At 72.5% G+C, this 23,181-nt stretch carries 23 protein-coding genes; 8 read left to right on the top strand and 15 right to left on the bottom strand.

What is annotated here, in order from left to right:
* Nucleotides 1–50: 50 nt before the first annotated feature.
* The 6 genes from N3K63_RS05225 to N3K63_RS05200 form a co-directional block, all read right to left on the bottom strand.
* Nucleotides 51–452: a hypothetical protein gene (locus tag N3K63_RS05225; RefSeq protein WP_261578928.1), complete on the bottom strand. Its 402-nt coding sequence runs from the start codon at nt 450–452 to the stop codon at nt 51–53.
* A gap of 93 nt (nt 453–545) precedes the next feature.
* Nucleotides 546–1,349: a uroporphyrinogen-III synthase gene (locus N3K63_RS05220; protein ID WP_261578927.1), complete on the bottom strand. Its 804-nt coding sequence runs from the start codon at nt 1,347–1,349 to the stop codon at nt 546–548.
* Nucleotides 1,350–1,527: 178 nt separating this feature from the next.
* Nucleotides 1,528–1,800: a hypothetical protein gene (locus N3K63_RS05215; RefSeq protein ID WP_261578926.1), complete on the bottom strand. Its 273-nt coding sequence runs from the start codon at nt 1,798–1,800 to the stop codon at nt 1,528–1,530.
* Nucleotides 1,790–2,200: a phage holin family protein gene (locus N3K63_RS05210; protein WP_261578925.1), complete on the bottom strand. Its 411-nt coding sequence runs from the start codon at nt 2,198–2,200 to the stop codon at nt 1,790–1,792. The genes N3K63_RS05215 and N3K63_RS05210 overlap by 11 nt, the downstream gene beginning before the upstream one ends.
* A 1-nt stretch (nt 2,201) precedes the next feature.
* Nucleotides 2,202–2,666 carry a hypothetical protein gene (locus N3K63_RS05205; RefSeq protein WP_261578924.1) on the bottom strand — a complete coding sequence of 155 codons (465 nt, stop codon included), beginning with the start codon at nt 2,664–2,666 and terminating at the stop codon, nt 2,202–2,204.
* A 69-nt stretch (nt 2,667–2,735) separates the two neighbouring features.
* Nucleotides 2,736–4,169 (bottom strand): protoporphyrinogen/coproporphyrinogen oxidase, encoded by a 1,434-nt coding sequence (locus N3K63_RS05200; RefSeq protein ID WP_315943081.1) that lies wholly within the window; start codon nt 4,167–4,169, stop codon nt 2,736–2,738.
* A 66-nt stretch (nt 4,170–4,235) separates the two neighbouring features.
* On the opposite strand from N3K63_RS05200, the gene N3K63_RS05195 reads away from it, so the two are divergent.
* Complete coding sequence (locus N3K63_RS05195; RefSeq protein WP_261578922.1) at nt 4,236–4,826, top strand: HhH-GPD-type base excision DNA repair protein; 591 nt, start codon at nt 4,236–4,238, stop codon at nt 4,824–4,826.
* Between the two features lie 85 nt (nt 4,827–4,911).
* A complete protein-coding gene (locus N3K63_RS05190; protein ID WP_261578921.1) occupies nt 4,912–5,340 on the top strand; it encodes a DUF1801 domain-containing protein in 429 nt (142 codons plus the stop codon).
* Nucleotides 5,341–5,440: 100 nt separating this feature from the next.
* Here N3K63_RS05190 and N3K63_RS05185 read toward each other — a convergent pair whose 3' ends face one another.
* Together N3K63_RS05185 and N3K63_RS05180 are read right to left on the bottom strand one after the other, a co-directional pair.
* The gene (locus tag N3K63_RS05185) at nt 5,441–6,829 is read right to left on the bottom strand and encodes a glycine--tRNA ligase (RefSeq protein ID WP_261579202.1); all 1,389 of its coding nucleotides are present in this window, start codon (nt 6,827–6,829) and stop codon (nt 5,441–5,443) included.
* 83 nt (nt 6,830–6,912) lie between these two features.
* Nucleotides 6,913–7,302: a DUF4870 domain-containing protein gene (locus N3K63_RS05180; RefSeq protein WP_261578920.1), complete on the bottom strand. Its 390-nt coding sequence runs from the start codon at nt 7,300–7,302 to the stop codon at nt 6,913–6,915.
* A 140-nt stretch (nt 7,303–7,442) separates the two neighbouring features.
* Between N3K63_RS05180 and N3K63_RS05175 the strand changes: the two genes are divergently transcribed.
* Nucleotides 7,443–8,891 (top strand): SPFH domain-containing protein, encoded by a 1,449-nt coding sequence (locus tag N3K63_RS05175; protein WP_261578919.1) that lies wholly within the window; start codon nt 7,443–7,445, stop codon nt 8,889–8,891.
* Nucleotides 8,892–8,979: 88 nt separating this feature from the next.
* Here N3K63_RS05175 and N3K63_RS05170 read toward each other — a convergent pair whose 3' ends face one another.
* Nucleotides 8,980–9,810 carry a hypothetical protein gene (locus N3K63_RS05170; RefSeq protein WP_261578918.1) on the bottom strand — a complete coding sequence of 277 codons (831 nt, stop codon included), beginning with the start codon at nt 9,808–9,810 and terminating at the stop codon, nt 8,980–8,982.
* 501 nt (nt 9,811–10,311) lie between these two features.
* Here N3K63_RS05170 and N3K63_RS05165 point away from each other — a divergent pair.
* A complete protein-coding gene (locus tag N3K63_RS05165; protein ID WP_261578917.1) occupies nt 10,312–10,977 on the top strand; it encodes a hypothetical protein in 666 nt (221 codons plus the stop codon).
* Here N3K63_RS05165 and N3K63_RS05160 read toward each other — a convergent pair.
* The 3 genes from N3K63_RS05160 to N3K63_RS05150 all read right to left on the bottom strand — a co-directional run bounded on the left by N3K63_RS05160 (nt 10,964) and on the right by N3K63_RS05150 (nt 13,364).
* Nucleotides 10,964–11,335 carry a hypothetical protein gene (locus tag N3K63_RS05160; protein WP_261578916.1) on the bottom strand — a complete coding sequence of 124 codons (372 nt, stop codon included), beginning with the start codon at nt 11,333–11,335 and terminating at the stop codon, nt 10,964–10,966. The two genes, N3K63_RS05165 and N3K63_RS05160, sit on opposite strands and share 14 nt — an antisense overlap.
* A gap of 49 nt (nt 11,336–11,384) precedes the next feature.
* Nucleotides 11,385–12,518 (bottom strand): o-succinylbenzoate synthase, encoded by a 1,134-nt coding sequence (gene menC, locus N3K63_RS05155; RefSeq protein ID WP_261578915.1) that lies wholly within the window; start codon nt 12,516–12,518, stop codon nt 11,385–11,387.
* Nucleotides 12,519–12,629: 111 nt separating this feature from the next.
* Nucleotides 12,630–13,364, bottom strand: a complete 735-nt coding sequence (locus N3K63_RS05150) for a GNAT family N-acetyltransferase (RefSeq protein ID WP_261578914.1) — start codon at nt 13,362–13,364, stop codon at nt 12,630–12,632.
* A gap of 97 nt (nt 13,365–13,461) precedes the next feature.
* Here N3K63_RS05150 and N3K63_RS05145 point away from each other — a divergent pair, with 97 nt between their 5' ends.
* Together N3K63_RS05145 and N3K63_RS05140 are read left to right on the top strand one after the other, a co-directional pair.
* A complete protein-coding gene (locus tag N3K63_RS05145; protein WP_261579201.1) occupies nt 13,462–14,859 on the top strand; it encodes an MFS transporter in 1,398 nt (465 codons plus the stop codon).
* A gap of 106 nt (nt 14,860–14,965) precedes the next feature.
* Nucleotides 14,966–16,435 (top strand): peptide MFS transporter, encoded by a 1,470-nt coding sequence (locus N3K63_RS05140; RefSeq protein ID WP_261579200.1) that lies wholly within the window; start codon nt 14,966–14,968, stop codon nt 16,433–16,435.
* 17 nt (nt 16,436–16,452) lie between these two features.
* Here the strand turns inward: N3K63_RS05140 and N3K63_RS05135 are convergent, their stop codons facing one another.
* The gene (locus N3K63_RS05135; protein ID WP_261578913.1) at nt 16,453–17,658 is read right to left on the bottom strand and encodes an AI-2E family transporter; all 1,206 of its coding nucleotides are present in this window, start codon (nt 17,656–17,658) and stop codon (nt 16,453–16,455) included.
* Nucleotides 17,659–17,882: 224 nt separating this feature from the next.
* Here N3K63_RS05135 and N3K63_RS05130 point away from each other — a divergent pair, with 224 nt between their 5' ends.
* On the top strand, nt 17,883–19,061 hold the full coding sequence (locus N3K63_RS05130; protein WP_261578912.1) for a cobalamin-independent methionine synthase II family protein: 1,179 nt from the start codon (nt 17,883–17,885) through the stop codon (nt 19,059–19,061).
* A 242-nt stretch (nt 19,062–19,303) separates the two neighbouring features.
* Nucleotides 19,304–20,182: a formyltetrahydrofolate deformylase gene (gene purU / locus N3K63_RS05125; RefSeq protein WP_261578911.1), complete on the top strand. Its 879-nt coding sequence runs from the start codon at nt 19,304–19,306 to the stop codon at nt 20,180–20,182.
* A gap of 21 nt (nt 20,183–20,203) precedes the next feature.
* Here purU and N3K63_RS05120 read toward each other — a convergent pair whose 3' ends face one another.
* Together N3K63_RS05120 and N3K63_RS05115 are read right to left on the bottom strand one after the other, a co-directional pair.
* A complete protein-coding gene (locus N3K63_RS05120; protein WP_261578910.1) occupies nt 20,204–21,133 on the bottom strand; it encodes a class A beta-lactamase-related serine hydrolase in 930 nt (309 codons plus the stop codon).
* Nucleotides 21,134–21,173: 40 nt separating this feature from the next.
* Nucleotides 21,174–23,150, bottom strand: coding sequence for a M13 family metallopeptidase (locus tag N3K63_RS05115; protein ID WP_261578909.1), 1,977 nt, complete (start codon nt 23,148–23,150; stop codon nt 21,174–21,176).
* Nucleotides 23,151–23,181 lie beyond the last annotated feature (31 nt).

Here is a 23,181-nt window from a genome sequence, read left to right as displayed (position 1 = left end):
CGCGGGCCCGTCGCCGCCGGCCTCCGTCGGCGGTGCAGGCATCGCGGGCGTCAGTCGGCGGTGCCGGCGCCGATCTCGGTGACCTCGTCGGGGCCGTCGGGCGCGTCGAGGTGCAGCGCCTGCACCAGGGCGACGCCGTGGCGGGTGGTGAGCACGACGCGCTGGAACTCGGCATCCTCGCTCAGGTCGATGACCACACCGGGCCGGTGACGGCGCACGATCACGAAGTCGGTGGTGCCGGCGGCCGCCCACGTGCCCATGGCGATGACGCCGCGCACGGCGGTGCCGGGGCTCGGCACGCCGCGCAGCCACGGCCAGCCGTCGTCGGTGAGCTGCACCTTGGTGATCTGCTCACGCGCGATCTTGAGGCTCTCGGTCCGTCGCGCCAGCACACGCTCGGTGCCCGACAGCACGACCTCCAGCCGCGTCACGTCCAGCAGCAGAGTCACCATGCGTTTCAGTCTGCCAGGCCCACCGCGCCGGATTGCTCACGGGGAGGTCACGATCCGGATGCCGGGGGGCGCGCACCCGCGCCCGCGGGGGCCTCAGATGGCGAATTCGTCGGTCGCGTGCGGCAGCGGGAACTGCCCGACCGCGGCGATGAGCCCGTCGACGGACTGCTCGCGGGCGACGACCGACACGCCCAGGCCGGTGCGGCGGGCGTCTTTGGCGGTGCGCGGACCGATCGCGGCGACCACGGTCGCCTCGGGGATGTCGGGGAACTGCTCGCGCACCTGCTCGGCGACCGACCCGCTGGTGACGAGGATCGCGTTGATCCGCCCCGAGCGCACATCGTGCGCGATGCGCTCGGTGACGGGCACACCCACCGTGCGGTAGGCGACGACGCTGCGCACGTGATGACCGGCGGCCGACAGCTCACGGGTGAGCACGGGCTTGGCGATCTCGCTGCGCAGGGCGAGCACGCGGCGCGGTTCGGGCTCGAGCGCGATGAACTGCGAGGCCATGCCGGCGGCGGAGTTGTCGACGTCGGGCACGAGGTCGACCCGGTAGCCCATCGCCGTCAGTGCGGCCGCGGTGGTCTCGCCGACGGCGGCGACCTTGGTGGATGCGGGGATCTGCGCGCGGTACGCGTAGAGCACGTCGACGGTCGTGGCGCTGGTGAGCGTCACCCAGTCGAACGCACCGGCCGCCAGCTCGCGCAGCGCCGACTCGAGGTCGGCGGGGTCGGCGGCGGGGGCGAAGTTGATGAGCGGGGCGATCACGGGAACAGCGCCCTGGCCGCGCAGCGTCGCGGCGACCGAGTCGCCCCAGGGCCCGCCGCGGGGCACGAGCACGCGCCACCCGCGAAGGGGCTTGGACGGCGTCGCGTCCGCTGCTGCGTGGTTCATGTTCGGCTTTCGTGGTCACTCCGGACGCACGAAATCGAGCGCCCGACACGGCGACGCCCCGTTCAGGTTCGGGAATCCATCGAAGTCGCCATCGTCGGCAGCATCCGCCTCATCGCCACTGCCTGGTGAGATCCTACCCCCGGGCCGCAAGGGCGCGTGACCGGGTGGTCGGCGACGGTCAGCGGGTGTAGAGGCGCACCAGGCCCCACACCGCGGTGCCGACGGCCAGGGCGATGCCTGCCGCGGCGGCGGTGGCCGCACCCGGGCTGCGGCGGTGGAACTCGCGTGCGCGGGTGATGCCGCGGTCGGCGGCACGGTTGACGCGCTGGGGGATGTTGGACTTCTCCTCGATCGCGAACAGCGCGGCCTTCAGCTCGGCGCGGGCCTTCTCGACCGGGTCGGTGATGCCGAGCGGCACGGCGGTGCGGGGCAGCGGGGCATTAGTACTCATCGACGACGTCCTTCACGATGCGCGCGTCGGTGGCGACCGCCTGCGCGGGGTTCTCGGTCTTGGAGAGCTTCTGGAAGCGGCGCAGCCCCAGGAAGGCGAACACCGCGATGCCGACCAGCAGCACGCCCACCACGATCAGCGACGACAGCCACGCGGGCATCCACGAGGCCAGGCCGATGATGGTGAACGCGCCGAGGGCGGGGATGAGCCAGAACAGCAGGAACAGGGCGACCACGAACCACGCGCTGCCCATCCCGATCTGCTTGCCGGCGCGCGCCGCCCACTTCTTGGCGGCGTCGATCTCGGCCGTCACGAGGTTGCGGACCAGCTCGGGGATGTCGCCGAGCAGCGTGAAGAAGCTGTCGTCGTTGCGATCGCGGAAGCCGCGGGGCGTGCTCATGTCAGTTCGCAGCCTCGGTGGTGGGTCCGGAGGAGTCCTTGGCGGTGGCGGCCTTCGTGGTGGTGGCCTTGCTGGTGGTGGGCTTGCTGGCGGCGGGCTTGCTGGGCTTGCCGGCCTGCGTGGCGGCCTTCTTCACCTCGCGCGTGGTGACCTCCGCCGCCGCGGCGACGTCGTCGGCCGACGCCTTGCCGGCGCCGATGACGGCGTCGAGCTTCTGCCCGGGCGTGGAGTTCTTCTTGCCGGCGGCCTTGCCGATCTTCACGGCGCCGTCCCACAGGGCGCTGGGCAGCGCGAGGGCCGCCGACTTGCCGAGCGCGGTGACCTTGTCGACCTGCGTCTGCACCGGATCGGTGTGCCAGACCTTCAGGAATCCGGTCTTGATCTGCTCGTACCGCTCGCGTCCGGCGCGCGAACCGAGCACGTAGCCCGCCGCGAGTCCGACGACGATTCCGACTTTCCCCTTCATGGGGTCTCCTCACGCTCGTGCGGGTGGTGCAGGAGCCTCTAGCGTAACGCCGTATTCCGATTCCGGCATCTAGAGGGCCGGGGGCTTGACATCCGGCCCGGAGTCGTTCGCCCACAGCACGCGATGCCGCACGCGGTCGGCTTCGGCGATCGCGTCGGCCACCGTCGAAGCGATCCCGGCGCCGCCCAGCCACGCGCCGACGACCGCCAGACCCGGGGTGCGCGCGACGCTGCGGCGCACCGCCGCGACGGTGTCGGCGTGACCGAGCACGGATGCCGGGGCGGCCGGCTCGACGACGACGCGGTGCGCGGCGTGCAGCGCGCCCGGCGGCAGCGCCACCCCGAGCGCCGCCGACGCCTCGGCCAGCGCGAGCGCGATGACGGCGTCGTCGTCGGGGGCGGAGGCGGCGGCATCCGGTCGCGGCAGCCGCACGCGCAGCAGGTGGCGACCGCCGCCGAGCGCCTCGGCCAGCCACGGCCACGCCGCGTCGGCGTGCAGCACGGAGGCAGCCTGGGCCGACACCGGGTACACCGCCCCGCCGCGCGGAGCCGCATCGAGGTCACGGGACGCGACGAGCAGCGTGACGACATCCGCCGGCGCCGGGACGGCGGGGTCGTCGGCGGCCACGGGGGCGCCGGCCGCGTCGAGCAGCGCGAGGGCCGCCGTGCGCGGGGTCGCGACGATCACGACGTCGGCGGGGAGCGGTTCGTCGCCGGCCACGTGCACCCGCCACGCCTCGCCGTCGCGTTCGAGTCGGTCGGCGGGCGCGCCCACGCGCAGGTCGACGGCGAGGGCAGCGAGGTCGACGGCGAGCGCATCGACCAGCACCGACATGCCACCGCGCAGCGAGCGGCGGGTGGTGTCGGGAGCGTCGACCAGCAGGTCGGCGACCGCGCCCGAGAGCGACCCGAGCCGGGTCAGTGCCGTGCTGAGGCCCGGCACGGCGGCATCGGCGTCGACCTGCGACGGGTCGACGCCGTAGACACCGCGGGTGAGCGGGGTGACCAGCCGGTCGAGCACGCGCGCGCCCAGCCGACTGCGCACGAGCGTGCCGAGGTTCTTCTGCCGCCCGATGGTCAGCGGCGGCCGGAGCCGGTCGAGGTACGCGCGCCACGCCCCGCCCCAGCCGATGATGCGGCGCACGTCGTCGGCCCACGCGTTGGCGGGGATGCCCGCCAGCGCCTGGGCCGGCACCGGCGCAGCACCGGGCAGCCCCGAGATCCACACGGCGCGGTCGGCCAGCGGCACGACCCGGTCGCCGAGGTCGAGCTCGTCGACGAGCCCCTGCACGCCCGGGGCGTAGGAGTCGGCGACGGCGTCGACGCGCACGCCGTCGAGGTGGGCGGCGGCGATCTGCCCGCCGAGGGCATCGGATGCCTCGAGCAGCGTCACCGTGAAGCCGACCCGGGCGCATTCGCGCGCCGCGACGAGTCCGGCGATGCCGCCGCCGATGACGACCACGCGGGTGGCGCGGGCGCGGGAGAGCAGGTCGGTCTCGGCCATGGCATCCATCCTCGCATTCACGGGTGGGGCGCCACCTGTGCGCCCCACCTCTGCGACCATGGACGCATGGCTCTGCACATCACCGGCGACGACGCGGCCGACGCCCTGCTCACCGACGATCCGCTGGCGCTGCTGGTGGGCATGCTGCTCGATCAGCAGATCGCGATGGAGACCGCGTTCACCGGACCGTGGAAGATCCGCGAGCGCGCGGGCGGGCTGGATGCCGCGCAGGTCGCGGGCTACGACCCCGAGGCGTTCACCGAGCTGTTCCGGCAGACGCCCGCCGTGCACCGCTTCCCCGGGTCGATGGCCGCGCGCGTGCAGGCGCTGTGTCAGGCGCTCGTCGACGACTGGGACGGCGACGCGGCCGCCCTGTGGACGCGCGGCGACGGCGATGCCGGCCCCGACGGGCCGACGGTGCTGAAGCGACTGAAGGCCCTGCCCGGGTTCGGCGAGCAGAAGGCGCGCATCTTCCTGGCCCTGCTGGGCAAGCAGTACGGGTTCACCGGCGCCGGGTGGCGCGAGGCGAGCGCCCCCTACGGCGAGGAGGGGTCGTTCCGCTCCGTCGCCGACATCGTCTCCCCCGAGTCGCTCACCAAGGTGCGCGAGCACAAGCGCGCCGCCAAGGCCGCGGCCAAGGGCGCCACCGCTTCCTGAGCCGGTCGGGTGCTGTCGCCGGCTGTCGTCGGGTGCTGTCGCCGGGGTGCTGTCGTCGCAGGGGCGGCGGTGCCACGATGAGGGCATGGACAAGACCGGGCAGAGCGTCGCCGAGCACCTCGCGCACGTCACCCCCGCCGTGCGCCGCCGCGACGCCGACACGCTCGTCGCGCTGATGGGCGAGGTGTCGGGCCGCGAGCCGCAGATGTGGTCGGCCGGCATCGTCGGCTTCGGCACCTGCCGCTACACCTACCCCACCGGCACCGAGGGCCTCTCGCCGATCCTCGGGTTCGCGGCGCGCAAGACCGCGGCCGTGCTCTACGTGCTCGACGACGTCCAGGCGCAGGAGAACGCCCTCTCGCGGCTCGGACCGCACACCCGCGGCAAGGGATGCCTCTACCTGAAGGACCTCGACAAGAACGACCCCGTCGCCCTGCGCGAGCTGATCCAGCGCGCCTACGACGAGGTCATCGCCGGCGGCAGCGCCTACGCCGAGTTCACCGTCATCGACTGACGGCGGCGCCTCCCGGATGCCGCGACGTCCCGGCATCCGGGTGTCAGCGGCATCCGGGTGTCAGCGGCATCCGCTCACGCCGGCATCCGCCGGGGACGGGTCAGGCGCCGCGCAGCCGCTCGGACAGGTAGGTGCTGAGCCCCTCGAGCGGCACGCGCTCCTGGGCCATGGTGTCGCGGTCGCGCACCGTGACGGCCTGGTCGTCGAGCGAGTCGAAGTCGACCGTGACGCAGTACGGGGTGCCGATCTCGTCCTGACGACGGTAGCGGCGGCCGATGGCGCCGGCGTCGTCGAAGTCGATGTTCCAGCCGTTGCCGCGCAGCTCGTCGGCGACGCGGCGCGCCAGCGGCGAGAGGTTCTCGTTGCGGCTGAGCGGCAGCACGGCCACCTTCACCGGAGCCAGCCGCGGGTCGAGCTTGAGCACCGTGCGGGTGTCGGTGCCGCCCTTGGCGTTGGGCGCCTCCTCTTCGCGGTACGCGTCGACGAGGAACGCCATCATCGACCGCGTCAGACCGAACGAGGGCTCGATGACGTACGGCACGTAGGTCTCGCCCGACGCCTGGTCGAAGTAGGTGAGCTTCTGGCCCGACGCCTCGATGTGGCTCGACAGGTCGTAGTCGGTGCGGTTGGCGATGCCCATGAGCTCGCCCCACTCCTTGCCCGGGAAGCCGAAGCGGTACTCGACGTCGATGGTGCCGGCGGAGTAGTGCGCGCGGTCTTCCTTCGGCACGTCGAACTGCCGCATGTTCTCGGGGTTGATGCCCAGGTCGATGAACCAGTCCCAGCACGCGGCGACCCAGTGCTCGAACCACTCCTGGGCCTCGGTCGGCGGCGTGAAGAACTCGATCTCCATCTGCTCGAACTCGCGCGTGCGGAAGATGAAGTTTCCGGGCGTGATCTCGTTGCGGAACGCCTTGCCCACCTGGCCGATGCCGAACGGCGGCTTCTTGCGCGACGCGGTGAGCACGTTCGAGAAGTTCACGAAGATGCCCTGCGCGGTCTCGGGGCGCAGGAAGTACAGGCCGCTCTCGTCGTCGACGACGCCGAGGTAGGTCTTGATGAGGCCCGAGAAGGCCTTGGGCTCGGTGTACTGGCCCTTGGTGCCGCAGTTCGGGCACGGGATCTCGGCCAGGCCCGTCTCGGCCTTGCGGCCCTTGCGCGCCTCGAAGTCCTCGATGAGGGTGTCTTCGCGGAAGCGCTTGTGGCAGCTGAGGCACTCCACGAGCGGGTCGGTGAAGGTGGCGACGTGGCCCGAGGCCTCCCAGACGCGCTTGGGGAGGATGACCGACGAGTCCAGGCCCACCATGTCGCCGCGACCGCGCACGAACGTCTGCCACCACTGGCGGCGGATGTTCTCCTTCAGCTCCGTGCCGAGGGGGCCGTAGTCCCACGCCGAGCGCGAGCCGCCGTAGATCTCACCGGCCTGGAACACGAACCCGCGGTGACGGGCGAGGGCGATGACTTTGTCGAGACGGGACTGCTCGGCCACGGTGGCTCCAATGGTCGGATGCGCGAGCGCGCGAGAAGGGACGGATGCCGCACGTGGCGGCATCCGTCGATTCTAGTCGCCGGTCAGCTGACGAACTTGATGGCCAGCGGGTAGGTGTACCACTCGCCCTGGTTCGCCTTCACGGCCGCGATGATCGAGAAGATCAGGCGCAGCAGGTAGGCCGCGCCGACGAGCACGAGGCCGATGAGGATGATCGAGAGGATCCAGCCGATGACCTCGAGGATCACCATCGTGATCTGGAAGTTCAGCGCGGTCGCGGTGTGCGCGCGCACGAACGGCCCGCGGTCCTTGAGGATCAGGTAGCCGATCACCGCCGGGAGGAAGTTGAAGAAGATGCCGCCGACGTGCACCAGGGTGGCCCAGAGCTTCTCGTCGGACGGGCTGAGGGGCTGCGAGGCAGGCCCGGCGCCGCCGTACGGCGGCTGCGGGGGCTGCGGAGGAGGCGTGGTCACGGGTACACAGTAGGGCCCGGGGGTGCGCCGCGTCACCTGTCCGCCGTCATACGGCGGCCGCGTCCGTGCCGGGTTTGCCGCCGGGAGGGGGCGACACGATACGTTCGAACCACGCCTGCTCACTGACTGGAGAAGACATCGTGGATCCGTTCGCTGCCGGAGGATTGTTCGTTCTGATCGGGATCGGCGTGGTCGCGCTGATCGTCGTCCTGATCATCGTGCTGATCGTGGTGCGCGCCTGGTACAAGGTCGCCAAGGCCGACCAGGCCCTCGTGATCGTCGGAAAGAACCAGAAGAACGCCTCGGGCGAATCGTCGCGCATCTCGGTGATCACCGGCGGCGGCGCACTCGTGAACCCCCTCACCCAGCGCGCCGAGATGATCTCGCTGCGCGCTCGCCAGATCAAGATGGAGCCGACGGCGCAGTCGTCGACGGGTGTCACCGTGAACGTCAGCGGCGTCGCGCTCGTGAAGATCGGCTCCGACCCCGAGCTCGTGCGCCGCGCCGCCGAGCGCTTCCTCTCGCAGGACGGCGCGATCGAGCAGTTCACCACCGAGCAGCTCGAAGGCGCGCTGCGCGGCGTCGTGGCGACGCTGACCGTCGAGCAGCTGATGAACGACCGGCAGAAGCTGTCGGACCAGATCGCCGAGGGCATCAAGAGCGACCTTCTCTCGCAGGGCCTCATCCTCGACTCGTTCCAGATCCAGGGCGTCACCGACAAGAACGGCTACATCGACGCCCTCGGCGCCACCGAGGTCGAGCGCGTGCGCCGCGAGGCCGAGGTCGCCCGCATCAACGCGGCCCGTGAGGTGAAGGCCCGTCAGATCGCCACCGACGAGGCGACCCTGATCGAGCAGACCGCGTTCGACAAGAACAGCGCCGCCGCCTCCGCCGAGGTCGGCCGTGCCCGCGCCGAGGCCGAGCAGGCCGAGGCCCTCGCCCGCGCCCAGCGCGAGCAGGACGTGCTGCTGCAGGCCGCCGAGAACCGCCAGGCCCAGCTCGACGCCGACATCAAGAAGGTGGCCGACGCCGACCTCTACCAGCGTCAGCGCAACGCCGACGGTGACGCCTACGCCCAGGTCAAGGCCGCCGAGGCGCGCGCGCAGATCGCCGCGCAGGAGGCCGACGCCACCCGCCTGCGCGCGCAGGCCGAGGCCGACGCCGTGCGCCTGGCCGGTGAGGCCCGCGCCGAGGCGATCTCCGCCGAGGCCGAGGCGCTCGCGCAGAACCAGCAGGCGCTGCTGGCCCAGCGGGCCATCGAGACCCTCGTGCCGATGATGACCGAGTTCGCCCGCGGCTTCGACAACGTCGGATCGATCACCGTGCTCGGTGGCCAGGGCGCCTCGTCGCACATCGCCGCCGAGCAGGCCTCGGGGCTGCGCGCCACCTTCGACGCCGTCGAGGCCACCACCGGCATCGACCTGCGCGCGATCATCCAGGGCCAGGCCACCGGCCGCGGCATCGCCCAGGGCCTCGCCCCCGAGCACGCGGCCTCGACCGGCGGCAAGGCGGCGACCGCGCCGTTCTCGGCCGCGCCGGCGGCGGCCACCGCCGCGTCTCCGGACGCGGGCGAGCACGCCGAGGGCTGAGCCCTCGCACGACGACGGAGCCCGCGGGGGTCAGCCCCTGCGGGCTCCGGTGCGTCTGGAGGGCGGTTTCTGAGCGTGGGGTCAGGGATCAGGACCCGTAGCCGCACCACCGGGCGACCCAGCCCAGCAGCTCGCCCCGCAGCTCCGGCGAGGCGGCGAGGTCGAACGAGCCCGCGACGCCGTCGACCTCGACGAGCAGCCGGAACACCGTGCCCCGCTTGTCCTCCAGCACCGCGTGCGGATCGCAGCGCGCGGGCCGCAGCGGCAGCGACACCGACTGCGCGGAACGGTCGGCGCCGGTCTGATCGATGTCGAGAGCCAGCGCGCCGCCGACGACCCCGTCGAAGGTGAGCAGGTTCGTCTCGCGGATGCCCGTGATGCGCAGCACCCCGTCGCCCGGGCGCGGGGCGACCTGGAGCTCCAGCGCCGCGGGCGCCCCGGCATCCGACGGGGTGAAGACGCCGAGCGCGATGTCGGCCGAGCGCTCCGCCCCCTCCTGCACGCACTCGCGCTCGTGCAGGGCCGCGAGGAACGGAATGGCCTCGGCGATCGGCACGACCGCCGCGAACGGCTCGTCCCCCCGCGCGCCGCGCAGGGTGAGCGTCGCGGCCGGCTCCGCAGCCACCCCGCAGGCGGCCGCGCCCAGCTGCACGCGCACATCGACCGTGGCCCCCGGCGCGAGGGTCGACGTGCGGTCCACCACGCGCTCCGCCGGCGCGCGGAACCGCGGGTCGGCCACCGAGACCGCGCCCACCTCGATCGGCTCCCCCGTGCCGTTCACGATCCGCACCTCCGCCTGCCGCGCCGCGACGTCCGACCGCAGCTGGATCAGCTCCGCACTCATCCCCGCCGGCAGCTCCCGCGCCGCCGCGGCCGAGTCCGCCGGGGTCGCCGCGCACCCCGCGAGCAGCAGCCCCACGGCCACCACCCCCGCGAAACTCCTCCACTTCGGCCCCGTCGCCCCACGAACCGCCCCGATCCGGTCCTTTCGCACACGGATCGGAGGAGTTTCGCGAACCACCCCGGGCATGCCGTCACGCTACCCGCGCCCCGCCGCGCCCCGCAGCCCCGCAGCCCTGGAGCCGGCTGTCCCGCCTCCTCGCGAGCCGGGACCGCGGCTTCGGCCCTTCGGCCCCGCGAAACTCCTCCAGTTCGAGTCAGAAGGGTGGCGAACCAGCCAGATCGGGGCGCGGGGCGGCCGGATTGGAGGAGTTTCGCGGGCGGGAAGGTCGGGGCCCTCGCGGGCCCACGGCTGCGGGTCGCCCGAGCTCGACACCCGGGGGTTGTGGGGTCGTGCCTCCCCGGCGCCGCGAAACTCCTCCACATCGAGCCCGCAGGGCCGCGAACCAGCCAGATCGGGGCGCGGGGCGGCCGGATTGGAGGAGTTTCGCGGGCGGGGAGGTCTGGCATACTGCCCGGGATGGACCAGACGCCCTTCGCACCGGAGCCCGAGCCCACCGCGCCCGCGACGCCTGCGCCGGGTACCGAGCCGCGTGCGACGGCCGACACGGCGCAGCCGCCCGACGCGGCACAGCCGGCCGACGCGGCGCAGCCGCCCGTAGCGCCTGCGGCACCCGGCGGGGCGCAGCCGACCGACGGGGCGACGGCCGGCGGGGCGGTGGCGGATGCGGGGCTGGCGGGGCGGCTCGCGCGGGAGTACACGTCGTGGACGCTCACGCGTCCGCTGTGGATCGCGCTGTGGGTGGTCGCCGGCGTGCTGACGGCGGGGGCGGTCGTGCTGACAGTGGCCACCGGCGACCCGTTCGGGGTCGTGATGGTCGGTCTCTGGCTCGTGCTGCTGGCCGTGATCGCCGCGCTCGTCTACGGCCTCACGCGCTCATCGGTCGCGCGCGCGTTCCCGCCGGGGTCGACCTTCTGGGCCGGATGCGACGGCCAGATGCTCGCGATGTCGAGCGCGATGGGGCGCAGCGAGATGCAGGTGTCGGCGGTGCGACGTGTGGACGTGAGCGCGAGCGCGGTGTTCCTGCGGCTGACGACGGCGCGCGGCGCGGTGGCGATCCTGCCCCGCGCGGCGTTCGCCGATGCCGATCTCGCGCGCCTGCGCGCGGCGGTCAGTCGCGGCTGACCGTGAACGCGTCGGGGTCGCCGTCCCGCGGCGGGCGCAGCCGCGCCGGCAGCGGCCACGGCAGCTCGATCAGCGGCGCCGCCCGCGTGATGTCGCCGAAGTCGTCGGCCTTGACCACGATGCGCGCGGGCGTGACCTCGACCAGCCGCACGCGCAGCGGCGCGCCGTCACCCTCGAGCATCCACGGGTCGGCGAGGTAGGCGATGCCGTGCCGCTCGAGCGCGGCCTCGGCGTCGAGCCACTCCACGCCGCCGGTCACCTCGCGCCCGAGCAGGTCGATCGCGACCCAGCCGTCCCCCTCGGCGCGGATCCAGCCGAGCAGCTCGCCGTCGTCGCGGCGGTGGGGCGTGCGGTCCATGCCCCCACGCTAGCGAGCCGCCCGCCGGCGCGCCCCCGCGCCACCGGCCTCAGCGGCGCAGCTCGGCGCGGGCGACGGTGAACGCCTCGAGGGCGTCGTGGTCGATCTCGACGCCGAGACCCGGGCCGGTCGGCACGCGCACGTGGCCGTCTTCGAGCACCATCGGCTCGGTGACGATGTCGCGGTGGTAGAACCGGTCGGATGCCGAGACGTCGCCGGGCAGCGTGAATCCGGGCAGGGCCGCCAGGGCCGCGTTGGCGGCGCGGCCAATGCCGGTCTCGAGCATGCCGCCGCACCACACCGGCACACCGGCCTGCGCGCACAGGTCGTGGATGCGCACGGCTTCGAGGTAGCCGCCGACCCGCCCGGCCTTGATGTTGATGACGGATGCCGCGCCGAGGGCGAGCGCGTCGGCGGCGGCCTTGTGCGAGGTGATCGACTCGTCGAGGCAGACGGGGGTGCGCAGCGCCCGGGCGAGGGCGGCATGGTCGACGAGGTCGTCTTCCTGCAGCGGCTGCTCGATGAGCAGCAGGTCGAACCGGTCGAGCTCGGCGAGGGTGTCGGCGTCGGCGAGCGTGTAGGCGGAGTTCGCGTCGACCTGCAGCGGGATCGCCCCGAACGCGGCGCGCACCGCGGCGGTGTCGCCGATGTCGCGCCCGGGCTTGATCTTGATCTTGATGCGCACGTAGCCCGCATCGAGATAGCCGCCGACGGTGTCGACGAGCGCCGCCTCGTCGCGCTGGATGCCGACGCTCACGCCGCTGGGCACACGGTCGTGCACGGCGCCGAGGTAAGCGCCGAAGCCCCGCCCTTCGGCGCGCAGCGCGGCGTCGAGCACCGCGAGTTCGAGGCCCGCCTTGGCCATCCGGTGGCCGACGAAGGGTGCGAGCAGCGGCGCCACCTGCGCGGGGGCGATGCTCCCGGCATCCAGTAGGGCCGGCGCGAGGATTCGCTCGGCGACGTCCCACGCGCCCTGCGTGTATTCGCTGGAGTAGAGCGGCGCGTGCTGGGTGACGATCTCGCCCCAGCCGTCGCCGGCGGCGGTGCGGGCGCGCACGATGATGACCTCGCGCACCGTCTCGGTGCCGAACGACGTGGTGAACGGCGCGACGAGCGGGATCTGCAGCACCCGCAGCTCGATCGCCTCGAGGGTGACGGGGGCGGCGGCGCGGGCGATGGGCATGCGGTCAGGCTACGACGGACGACCGGCGCCCGTCACGAGCCCCGGGCGTGACAGCCCCCGGCGACACGAGTCACCGCCGTCACGGCCGCACCCGTCACAGGCCCTCAGCCGTCACGGCCGCACGAACAGATACCCGCGCTCGTCGTCGAAGCCGCCGACGACGAACCCGTCCGACAGCAGGCCGCCGAACGCGTCGCGCACGCGGTAGCGCCATTCCAGCGCCTCGGCGGGGTCGTCGCGGCGCAGCGCCTCGATGTCGTGCGGCACGGCCACCGAGGTCACCACATCGGCTTCGCGGGGCGCGGATGCCGGGGCGGCGAGCGCCCACGACACCATGAGCCGGTCCGACTCGTCGCCGCGGTTGACGCCGTCGTCCATGGCGCCATAGTGGTCGACGAGGTAGTCGGTGATGCGCGCGCCGAGCACGCGGGTGTTGAAGTGGGCGTTGCGCGCCACGAGCGGGTCGAAGGTCCAGGTGATGTGCCCGACGTCGCGGGCGAACGCCCAGCGGCGCTGGTGGGCCTTGAGCACACGGCCGAGCCCCTGCGAGCGGTAGGGGGCGAGCACGCCGGTGATGTGCGAGTGCATCGAGCGGCTGGCGGGGGCGGCGAAGAAGGCGACCGAGGCGCCGATGATCCGCTCGACGCCGTCGTCGCCGGTGACGTAGAGCCCCACGGCGTAGTTGCCGGAGTGGGCGAGCGCGCGCAGCAGGTTCGGGGGCATGCCGGTGCGATCGCCGCCCCACACCTGCGACAGCACGTCGCAGGCGGCGAAGACCTGCTCGACGGTCTCGAGCGGGCGGATCTCGATGCCGTGCGGCGGGGTCGCGTCGTCGATGTCGGCCATGCCCACACCGTACCCCGCCGACCCCGGGGCGCTCCCGCGCCGATAGCCTGATCCGATGCGCGGAAACGAGGATGACGAACGTCGGCGGCTGACCCGGATGCCGCCGCAGGGCGCCATCGTCGCGGTGCTGGCCATCGCCGGTCTCGCCTCGTCGTTCATGTTCACGCTGGTCGTGCCCATCCAGTCGAAGCTTCCCGAGCTGCTGGATGCCAGCCGCGAAGACACCGCCTGGGTGGTGACCTCGACCCTGCTGGCCGCCGCCGTGATGACCCCGATCGCGGGGCGTCTGGGCGACATGTACGGCAAGCGCCGCATCGTGCTGGTGCTGCTCGCCCTGCTGGTGGCGGGCTCGGTGATCGCCGCCCTCTCCACCGGCATCATCGGGGTGATCGTCGGGCGCACCCTGCAGGGCGCGGTCACCGGCGTCATCCCGCTCGGCATCTCGATCCTGCGCGACGTGCTGCACGAAGACCGCGTCGACTCGGCCATCGCGCTCATCAGTGCGACCCTCGGCGTGGGCGGCGCGCTCGGCATGCCGATCAGCGCCCTCATCACCGAGCGCAGCGACTGGCACGTGCTGTTCTGGGTGTCGGGCGGGCTCGGGGTGATCGTGTTCGCGCTGGTCGCCTGGATCGTGCCGGTGAGCGTGCTGCGCACCCCCGGCCGCTTCGACTTCGTGGGCGCGGCGGGACTGGCGGTCGGCCTCATCGGCGTGCTGCTGGCGATCTCGCGCGGCAACGAGTGGGGCTGGACCTCCACCCCCGTGCTGCTGTGCGGCATCGGCGGCCTCGTGGTGCTGCTGGTGTGGGGCTGGTACGAGCTGCGCATCGCCGAGCCGCTGCTCGACCTGCGCGTGGCGGCGCGCCCCGCGGTGCTGCTGACCAACATCGCCTCGATCGCGATGGGCTTCTCGCTGTTCGGCTCCAACGTCGTCTACCCCCAGATGCTCGAGCTGCCCGTCGAGACCGGCGGCTTCGGCCTGTCGCTGCTGGGCGCGAGCCTGGTTGTCATGCCCGCGGGCCTGGTGATGATGGTGCTCTCGCCGTTCTCGGGGCGCCTGTCGCGCACCGTCGGCCCCCAGCTGCTGCTGGTGCTCGGCGCGATCGCGCTGGTGGCCGCCTACGGCTTCACGCTGCTGTTCTCGTCGCACGTCTGGCAGCTGGTGGTGGCGAACCTGATCATCGGCGTGGGCATCGGCTTCGGCTACGCGGCGATGCCCATGCTCATCATGCGCTCGGTCCCGCAGACCGAGACGGGTGCCTCGAACGGCCTCAACGCCCTGTTCCGGTCGCTGGGCACCAGCACCGCGGCGGCGGTGATCGCGGCGGTGCTGGCCACCCACACGATCGAGATCGACGGGATGCCGGTGCCGTCGGCATCCGGGTTCCAGCTGTCGTTCGTGCTGGGACTGGCCGCGGCGCTGGTGGCCCTGGTCGTCGCGCTGTTCATCCCCCGCCGCCGCGACCCGCACGAGGCGCACCCGTCGATGCCGTGACCGCGTTCTTCCGGTGCCCGGGGAGACAGGGCGCGACGGTCGGCGCTAGCGTTCAAGGATGAGCGAGCAGACCCCGTCCGAACCGACGACGCCGCCGCGGGCGGCGATGACCGACCCCGGCGCCGGCGCCGCGCACGGTTCGAGCGACACCCGGTTCTTCGGCCAGCCGTGGGCGCTGGCGCACGTGTTCGGCGTCGAGGCGTGGGAGCGTTTCAGCTTCTACGGCATGCAGATCGTCATGGTCTACTACCTCTACTTCTCGGTGTCGGAGGGCGGCCTCGGCATCCCCGAGAGCACGGCGGTGGGCATCGTCGGCGCCTACGGCGGCGCGGTCTACCTCGCCACGATCCTCGGCGCCTGGGTCGCCGACCGCCTGCTCGGCTCGGAGCGCACGCTGTTCATCAGCGCGATCGTCATCATGGCCGGGCACATCGCGCTGGCCCTGCTCCCCGGCGGGTTCGGGGTGGCCGTGGGCCTCATCCTCGTCGCCGTGGGATCGGGTGGCCTCAAGGCCAACGCGACCTCGGTGGTCGGCACCCTCTACGCCCCCGGCGACAGCCGTCGGGATGCCGGCTTCTCGCTGTTCTACCTGGGCATCAACCTCGGCGCCTTCCTCGGCCCCCTCGTCACCGGGTGGCTGCGCACCAACGCCGGGTTCCACTGGGCGTTCGGCGCCGCCGCCGTCGGCATGGGCCTGGGCCTGCTGCAGTACTCGTTCGGCCGCCGCGACCTGCCCGCCGAGGCCCGCGCCGTGCCCAACCCGCTGCCGCGCCGCCGCTACCCGCTGGTGGGCGTCGTCGGCGTCGCGGCGATCGCCGTCATCGTGCTGCTGGTGCTCGTGGGCGTTATCCGCGCCGACAACCTGTCGCTCGTGGTGATCATCACCGTGATCGCCGCGACGATCGCCTACTTCGCCGTCATCCTCTCGTCGCGGCGCATCGACGGCGACGAGCGCTCCCGCGTGCTCGGCTTCATCCCGCTGTTCATCACGAGCGTGGCGTTCTGGTCGCTGTACCAGCAGCAGTTCACCGTGGTGCCGCTGTACGCCCAGAAGAAGCTCGACCTCGACATCTTCGGCTGGCAGATGCCGCCCGACTGGGTGCAGTCGATCAACCCGGTGTTCATCATCATCCTGTCGGGCGTGTTCGCGGCGCTGTGGACCCGCCTCGGCCCCCGCCAGCCCTCGACGCCGGTGAAGTTCGGACTCGGCGTGATCATCATGGGCGTCGCGTTCCTGCTGTTCCTGCCGTTCGCCGACGGCGGCGCCGACTCCACCCCGCTGCTGGCGATGGTCGGCATCATCCTGGTGTTCACGATCGCCGAGCTGCTGCTCTCGCCGGTCGGGCTCTCGGTGGCCACCAAGCTCGCCCCCGCCGCGTTCCACACGCAGATGGTGGCGCTGTTCTTCCTCTCGGTGTCGCTGGGCTCGGCCATCTCGGGCTGGCTCGCCGGGTACTACGACCCCACCAACGAGGTGCCCTACTTCTCGATCCTCGGGGCGATCGCCATCCTCGTCGGCGTCGGGCTGCTGCTGAGCGTCAAGCCGGTGCTGAAGCTCATGAAGGGCGTGCGCTAGCTCGTGGAGGGCGTGCGCTAGCCGCGCGCCGCGGGCGGCGGCATCCGGTCGTCTCGGCGCTGCTCGCGGCGCACGCGACGGGCCATCTTGGCCGCGGCATCCTCTGCCTCCATCTGCCGCTTGGCGCCGTCGACCTCGCCCAGGGCCGGCCGGATCCACGCGGTGCGCGGGTCGGAGTCGATGAGGATCATGCGCACGAGCAGTGTGAGCGGCACCGCGAGGATCGCGCCCATCGGGCCGAGCACGACCGCCCAGAACAGCACCGAGACGAACGTGATCGTCTGGCTGAGCGAGACCGCGTTGCCGACCACCTTCGGCTGGATGACCGACTGGATGACCGCGTTGAAGACGCCGTAGACGACGATCACGGCCACCACGAGCGGCCAGCCGCCGGTGAGCGCGCCGAAGACGATCGGCGGCACCAGCGCGATGAAGTAGCCGATGTTGGGGATGAAGCTGCACAGGAACGACAGCAGGCCCCACAGGGCGGCCCCCGGGATGCCCATGATCGCCAGCGCCGCCCAGTTGATCGCGCCCTGGGCGAGTCCGAGGGCGGTGGTGACCACCATGTAGCGGCGCACCCCGTCGGTGAAGCGGAGCAGGGCCCCGCCGACGGCGGGCCGGCGCTCGGTGATGCCCGCGGTGATGGTCGCGGCATACGACGAGTCGGCCGCCATGAGGATCAGCACCGTCAGCAGCACGACCGCCGACGACACCAGGCCGGCGGCACTGCCCACCACGCTGCCGAGGTAGCCGATGAGCGCCGACGGCTGGAACGACGAGAGGATCGCCTCGACCTGCGTCGCCCCGATGCCGAAGCCCTCGAGCCAGTCGCCGACGTCGGTGAGCCACTGCTCGAGCTGCGGGGTGTACTGCGGCAGCAGGGTGAGGAACTGCCCGATCGAGATGACGAGGGCGGCGATGAACGAGCCCAGCAGCGCGACGACGGCCAGCAGGATCACCACCGTGGCGACCCCCCGGGGCACCCCGCGCGACTCCAGACGGCGCCGCACCGGGTAGACGCAGATCGTCAGCACGAGTCCGAAGAACGCCGCGGCGAACACCGATGCCATCGCGGCGATGCCGAACGACGCGAGCGCCGCGCCGCCGAGGGCGAGCAGGATGAACGCGGTGCGGTGGTTCGGCACGGCGTCGGCCGGCTCGGCCGGAGGATCGGGGACGGGCGTCGGAGCGGGCTTGGGCTTGGCGCGGAAAGGCCACATGCGTGCGGCCTCCTCTCGGACGCGGTCGACGGTGTCGTCGCGTCGAGCGTAGCGGTGCGTCACATTCCCCGACAGCGGTCCGGCCGCGCCGACCACCCGTCTTAGACTGACGACCGGCTCGGAAACCGGAAGCCTCCGCCTTGAGCAGACCGCATCCCGCGCGGCTGCAAGAGCCTTCTGACACCTCGTCCGCATCAGGCGGACCCGTCATCAGGAGGAGACGCATGTCCATTGCGACCACCACCGCCGGCAGCCTGCCCCGCACCGCCGCGCTCATCGACGCCAACAAGGCCCGCACCTTCGACGACGACGGCTTCACCCTCACCTCGTCGCCCGAGTTCGACCACCTCACCGCGCAGGCCGTCGCCGACGTCGTCGCCCGCCAGCGCGAGGCCGGCATCACCCTCGTCGGCGACGGCGAGTTCGGCAAGGCCATGTCCAACGCCGTCGACTACGGCGCCTGGTGGTCGTACTCGTTCCAGCGCGCCGCCGGCCTGTCGCTGACCGAGGTCAACGCCTTCAACGAGCCGCCCGTGCGCTCCGAGCCCGGCGCCGTGCGCCTCACCAGCTTCCTCGACCGCCGCGACCGGCAGCTGTTCCCCGCCGTCTACGCCGAGGCCGTCGAGGTGGGCGCCGGCGCCACCGCCTTCCCCACGACCACCGGTGCGATCACCTATCGCGGGCAGGATGCCGTGGCATCCGACATCCGCAACCTGAAGGCCACGCTCGGCGAGGGCGAGCAGGGCTTCCTCACCGCGATCGCGCCCGGATCGGCCGCGCGCGTGCGCAACGACTTCTACGCCACCGACGAGGAGCACATCTTCGCGTGGGCCGACGCGCTGCGCGAGGAGTACAAGGCCATCACCGACGCCGGGCTCATCGTGCAGCTCGACGACCCGTCGCTGGCCGAGAACTTCGACCAGATCAATCCGGAGCCGTCGGTCGCCGACTACCAGGCCTTCACCCGCATCCGCGTCGACGCGATCAACCACGCCATCGAGGGGCTCCCCAAGGAGCTCGTGCGCCTGCACCTGTGCTGGGGCTCGTGGCACGGCCCGCACACCACCGACGTCGCCCTGCAGGACATCCTCCCCGTCATCCTGCAGGCCCGCGTCGGCTCGGTCTCGTTCGAGGCCGGCAACGTGCGCCACGAGCACGAGTTCGGCGTGTGGGCCGATGCCGCCGTGCCCGACGACCTCGTGCTCGTGCCCGGCGTCGTCAGCCACGCCACCAACGTCGTCGAGCACCCCGAGCTGGTCGCCCAGCGCATCCGCCGCTTCACCGGCATCGTGGGCGACGACCGCGTGATCGCCTCGACCGACTGCGGCCTCGGCGGCCGCATCCACCCCGACATCGCCTGGGCCAAGCTCGCCGCCCTCGGCGAGGGCGCCCGCCGCGCCTGACCCGGGGTTCGCGGCTTCGGGCGCCCCACCCACGGCCGAGTGTCCAGAACACGCGGCATCCGCCGCCCGGATGCCGCGTGTCTTGGACACTCGACAGGTCGGGGATGCCCGACACGACGCCCGACACCGCACCCGGGACGCCCGGCACGACGCCCGCCACCGCGTCCGACCCCGCACCCGGGCCGCCCGACGCCGCGCCGCGGGTGGCGGCGGCGGGGGCGCGAGCACGGCAGAATCGAAGGATGACCGTGCACTCCCCGTCGCTCCTGCCTGCCCACGCGTGCCTGATCGTGCACGGCAAGGACAGCCCCGGGATCATCGCGGCGGTCTCGGCGATGATCACGCGCATCGGCGGCAACATCGTCGCGTTCGACCAGTACTCCGACGACCCGCGCGGCGGCGACTACTTCCAGCGCGTCGTGTTCCACCGGCCCGACTTCGCGGCCGACCGGCCCGAGATCGAGGCGGAGATCGAGCGCACGCTCGCCGACTTCGAGCTGGAGTGGTCGCTGACCGACCAGTCGGTGCCCAAGCGCATGGCGATCCTCGCCAGCAAGCAGGACCACTGCCTGCTCGATCTGCTGTGGCGCCACCGCCGCGGCGACCTGCCGGTGACGATCCCGATGGTGATCTCCAACCACACGACCACCGCCGAGGACGTGCGCAGCTTCGGGGTGCCGTTCTTCCACGTGCCGTCGGTGTCGGGGCCCGACAAGGCGGCGTCGGAGGCGGAGCTGCTGAAGCTGCTCGTCGGCAACGTCGACTTCGTGGTGCTCGCCCGCTACATGCAGATCCTCTCCGAGGACTTCCTCACCCAGCTGGGCGTGCCGGTGATCAACATCCACCACTCGTTCCTGCCCGCCTTCATCGGCGCCGAGCCCTACAAGAAGGCGCAGCAGCGGGGCGTGAAGCTCATCGGCGCGACGTCGCACTACGTGACGACCGACCTCGACGAGGGCCCGATCATCGAGCAGGACACGATCCGCGTGACCCACGCCGACACGGTCGCCGAGCTGGCCCGTCGCGGCGCCGATGTGGAGCGCCAGGTGCTCTCGCGCGCCGTGCTGTGGCACGCGCAGGACCGCGTGATCCGCCACGGCAACCACACGATCGTCTTCTGAGGCGCGCGGGCGCGGCCCGCGTCAGAACACGTACTCCATGAGGTCTACGCCGAGGGTGCGGAACGCGTCGTGCGCGCGCAGCCGGTGGGCGACCGACAGGTCGTCGAAGCACACGATGAGCGCGTAGGCGACACCCGCGCGCGGACCGGCGAGCACGCCCGCCTCGGCGCGCACCCCGTCGGCGCGCCCGGTCTTGTTGACGAACAGCACCTGGTGGCGGTCGTCGTCGTGCGCGAACGGGTCGAGGCCGGTGGCGGATGCCACGAGCGAGAGGTCCTGGTTCAGGCTCAGCCACTCCGAGACCTGCGCGCTGACAGCGGGCGAGACGAGCTCGGAGTTCACGAGCGCCGCGAACACCGTCGCCAGCTCCCCCGCCGAGCCCAGGGCGACGTGCGGGGCGTCGTCGGGTCCGCGCACGTCGCGGAAGCGGTCCATGAGCGCCGAGCGCACGAGGCCGACCTGCTCCATGCGCGCACGCACGGCATCCAGCCCCACCCGTGCCAGCAGGGCGTTGGCCGCCGACGCATCGCCGGACGCGGCGGCGAGCACGGCGATGTCGCACACCGGCAGCGCGGGCGCCTTGAGGTGGTGCCACAGCCCCGAGACCGTCACCGGCTCGACCGACGAGCGCTCGAGGATCTCGAGCGGGTCGAGGGTGCCGGCATCCACCTGCGCGGCCACCTCGATCAGCAGCGGCACGATGCCGACGCCGCCCACCGGCAGCACGAGGTGGTCGTCGCCGACCAGCACCACGTCGCCGCGGTCGAGGTCGGTGACCCGCACCGAGACCTGCGCCCCCGCCGAGGCGAGTGCGTCGAGGGTCTTCAGCGTGGGCGCGAAGGTGCGCCGGCTGGCGTCGGCGCGCCGGCGGCGTCCGCCCCCGGAGCGGCGGGAGCTGGGACGCTCCGGCGAACGCGCGCGACGCGATTCGGACGGCTCGGCGCTGCTCACGGGGTTCCTTCCTCGGGGACGGATGCCGGACGGCGGGCTGTCACCAGATGGTGACGCGGTCGCCGGGGTCGAGCCACAGCGCGTCGGACGACCGCACGTCGAACGCCGCGTAGAACTCGTCGAGGTTGCGCACGATCTGGTTGCACCGGAACTCGTTGGGCGAGTGCGGGTCGATCGTGAGGAGGCGGATCGTCTCGGCGTCGCGCCCCTTCTGCTGCCAGATCTGCGCCCAGCTCAGCAGCAGCCGCTGGATGCCGGTGAGCCCGTCGATCACGGGGCCGTCGCCGGTCTCGCCGACGGCGGCCAGGTGCAGCCGGTAGGCCTTCAGGGCGATGCCGAGCCCGCCCAGGTCGCCGATGTTCTCGCCGATGGTGAGCGCCCCGTTGACGTGGTGCTGCTCGTCGAGGCCCTGCGGCACGAGCGGGTCGAACTGCGCGATGAGGGCGCTGGTGCGCTGCTGGAAGGCGGCGCGGTCGTCGTCGGTCCACCAGTCGTGCAGGGCGCCGGTGCCGTCGAAGGCGCTGCCCTGGTCGTCGAAGCCGTGCCCGATCTCGTGGCCGATCACCGCGCCGATGCCGCCGTAGTTGGCGGCGGCGTCGCGCTCGAGGTCGAAGAACGGGAACTGCAGGATCGCGGCCGGGAAGACGATCTCGTTCATCAGCGGGTTGTAGTAGGCGTTGACCGTCTGCGGGGTCATGTACCACTCGTCGCGGTCGATGGGGGCGCCGAGCTTGGCCAGCTGGCGCTCGTGCTCCCAGACGCCGGCGCGGCGCACGTTGCCCAGCAGATCGCCGGGCTCGACCTCGAGGGCCGAGTAGTCCTTCCACCGCACCGGGTAGCCGACCTTCGGGGTGAAGGCGGCGAGCTTCTCGAGGGCGCGGTCGCGGGTGGCGGGGGTCATCCACTCCAGGGCCGAGATCGACTGCCGGTAGGCCTCGATGAGGTTGCCGACGAGCTCGTCCATCTCCTCCTTGGCGCGCGGCGGGAAGTGGCGCTCGACGTAGGCGCGGCCGACGGCCTCGCCCATCGCGGCCTCGACGAAGCCCACGCCGCGCTTCCAGCGCTCGCGGTTGACCGGCACACCGGTCAGCTCGGTGCCGTAGAAGGCGAAGTTCGCGTCGACGAACGCCTCCGACAGGAACGGGGCGGCCGCGCGCACCACGTGCAGGCGCAGCCACGCCTTCCAGTCCTCGAGGCGCGCCTCGGTCAGCAGCGACCCCAGACCGGTGAAGAAGCTCGGCTGGTTGACGTCGATCTCGGCGAAGCCGTCTTCCCTACCGGATGCCACGGCCTCGCGCCACGGCGCCAGGTCGAGGCCGGTGAGCTCGGTGACGGCATCCCAGGTCATCAGGTTGTAGGTGGCGACGGCGTCGCGGCTGCGCACGTTGTCCCAGTGGAAGGCGGCCAGCTCGGTCTCGAGCGCGAGCACGCGGTCGGCCTGCGCCTCGGCGTCGGCGACGCCGGCCAGGCCCAGCATGGTGGCGGCGTAGCCGCGGAACGCCGTGCGGGTGGCGGCGAAGTTCTCGAGGCGGTAGTAGCTCTCGTCGGGCAGCGACAGGCCGCCCTGCACGAAGAAGACGACGTAGCGCTGCGGGGCGCCCGGGTCGGGCTCGATGTAGGTGCCGAACAGGCCGCCCACACCCTCGCGCTCGAGCGCGCCCACGGTGCGCAGCAGCGCGGGGACCGAGTCGACCGCGTCGGCCGCGGCCAGCTGCGCGTGCAGCGGCTCGGCGCCGAGGCGCTCGATGCGGTCAGTGTCCATGAAGCTCGCGAAGAGGTCGCCGATCTTGCGCTCCTCGGTGCCCGGCTCCGCCGACTGCGCCTCCTCGATGATGACGTGCACGTCTTTCTCGGCCTGCTCGGCGATGAGATGGAACGACCCCCACCGCGCCTTGTCGGAGGGGATCTCGGTGCGGTCGATCCACGAGCCGTTCACGTGCCGGAAGAGGTCGTCCTGCGGGCGGATGGCGGCGTCGAGCTCGTCGAGCTGGATGCCGGAGCGGGGGGCGTCGGTCATGGGAACGAGGATAGTCGCCGGGCCTATGACC

Origin of the sequence: Microbacterium festucae, assembly GCF_025421715.1 — a bacterium.
Lineage (GTDB): Bacteria > Actinomycetota > Actinomycetes > Actinomycetales > Microbacteriaceae > Microbacterium > Microbacterium festucae.
The sequence above is the reverse complement of the archived record's forward strand: the minus strand, read 5'-3'. Positions and strand labels throughout refer to the sequence as shown.

What these genes read in the sequence shown, in the direction of transcription:
- N3K63_RS05225 (WP_261578928.1), bottom strand. Translation starts at nt 452, where the DNA reads ATGGTGACTCTGCTGCTGGACGTGACGCGGCTGGAGGTCGTGCTGTCG.
- N3K63_RS05220 (WP_261578927.1), bottom strand. Translation starts at nt 1,349, where the DNA reads ATGAACCACGCAGCAGCGGACGCGACGCCGTCCAAGCCCCTTCGCGGG.
- N3K63_RS05215 (WP_261578926.1), bottom strand. Translation starts at nt 1,800, where the DNA reads ATGAGTACTAATGCCCCGCTGCCCCGCACCGCCGTGCCGCTCGGCATC.
- N3K63_RS05210 (WP_261578925.1), bottom strand. Translation starts at nt 2,200, where the DNA reads ATGAGCACGCCCCGCGGCTTCCGCGATCGCAACGACGACAGCTTCTTC.
- N3K63_RS05205 (WP_261578924.1), bottom strand. Translation starts at nt 2,666, where the DNA reads ATGAAGGGGAAAGTCGGAATCGTCGTCGGACTCGCGGCGGGCTACGTG.
- N3K63_RS05200 (WP_315943081.1), bottom strand. Translation starts at nt 4,169, where the DNA reads ATGGCCGAGACCGACCTGCTCTCCCGCGCCCGCGCCACCCGCGTGGTC.
- N3K63_RS05195 (WP_261578922.1), top strand. Translation starts at nt 4,236, where the DNA reads ATGGCTCTGCACATCACCGGCGACGACGCGGCCGACGCCCTGCTCACC.
- N3K63_RS05190 (WP_261578921.1), top strand. Translation starts at nt 4,912, where the DNA reads ATGGACAAGACCGGGCAGAGCGTCGCCGAGCACCTCGCGCACGTCACC.
- N3K63_RS05165 (WP_261578917.1), top strand. Translation starts at nt 10,312, where the DNA reads ATGGACCAGACGCCCTTCGCACCGGAGCCCGAGCCCACCGCGCCCGCG.
- N3K63_RS05160 (WP_261578916.1), bottom strand. Translation starts at nt 11,335, where the DNA reads ATGGACCGCACGCCCCACCGCCGCGACGACGGCGAGCTGCTCGGCTGG.
- menC (WP_261578915.1), bottom strand. Translation starts at nt 12,518, where the DNA reads ATGCCCATCGCCCGCGCCGCCGCCCCCGTCACCCTCGAGGCGATCGAG.
- N3K63_RS05150 (WP_261578914.1), bottom strand. Translation starts at nt 13,364, where the DNA reads ATGGCCGACATCGACGACGCGACCCCGCCGCACGGCATCGAGATCCGC.
- N3K63_RS05145 (WP_261579201.1), top strand. Translation starts at nt 13,462, where the DNA reads ATGCCGCCGCAGGGCGCCATCGTCGCGGTGCTGGCCATCGCCGGTCTC.
- N3K63_RS05140 (WP_261579200.1), top strand. Translation starts at nt 14,966, where the DNA reads ATGACCGACCCCGGCGCCGGCGCCGCGCACGGTTCGAGCGACACCCGG.
- N3K63_RS05135 (WP_261578913.1), bottom strand. Translation starts at nt 17,658, where the DNA reads ATGTGGCCTTTCCGCGCCAAGCCCAAGCCCGCTCCGACGCCCGTCCCC.
- N3K63_RS05130 (WP_261578912.1), top strand. Translation starts at nt 17,883, where the DNA reads ATGTCCATTGCGACCACCACCGCCGGCAGCCTGCCCCGCACCGCCGCG.
- purU (WP_261578911.1), top strand. Translation starts at nt 19,304, where the DNA reads ATGACCGTGCACTCCCCGTCGCTCCTGCCTGCCCACGCGTGCCTGATC.
- N3K63_RS05115 (WP_261578909.1), bottom strand. Translation starts at nt 23,150, where the DNA reads ATGACCGACGCCCCCCGCTCCGGCATCCAGCTCGACGAGCTCGACGCC.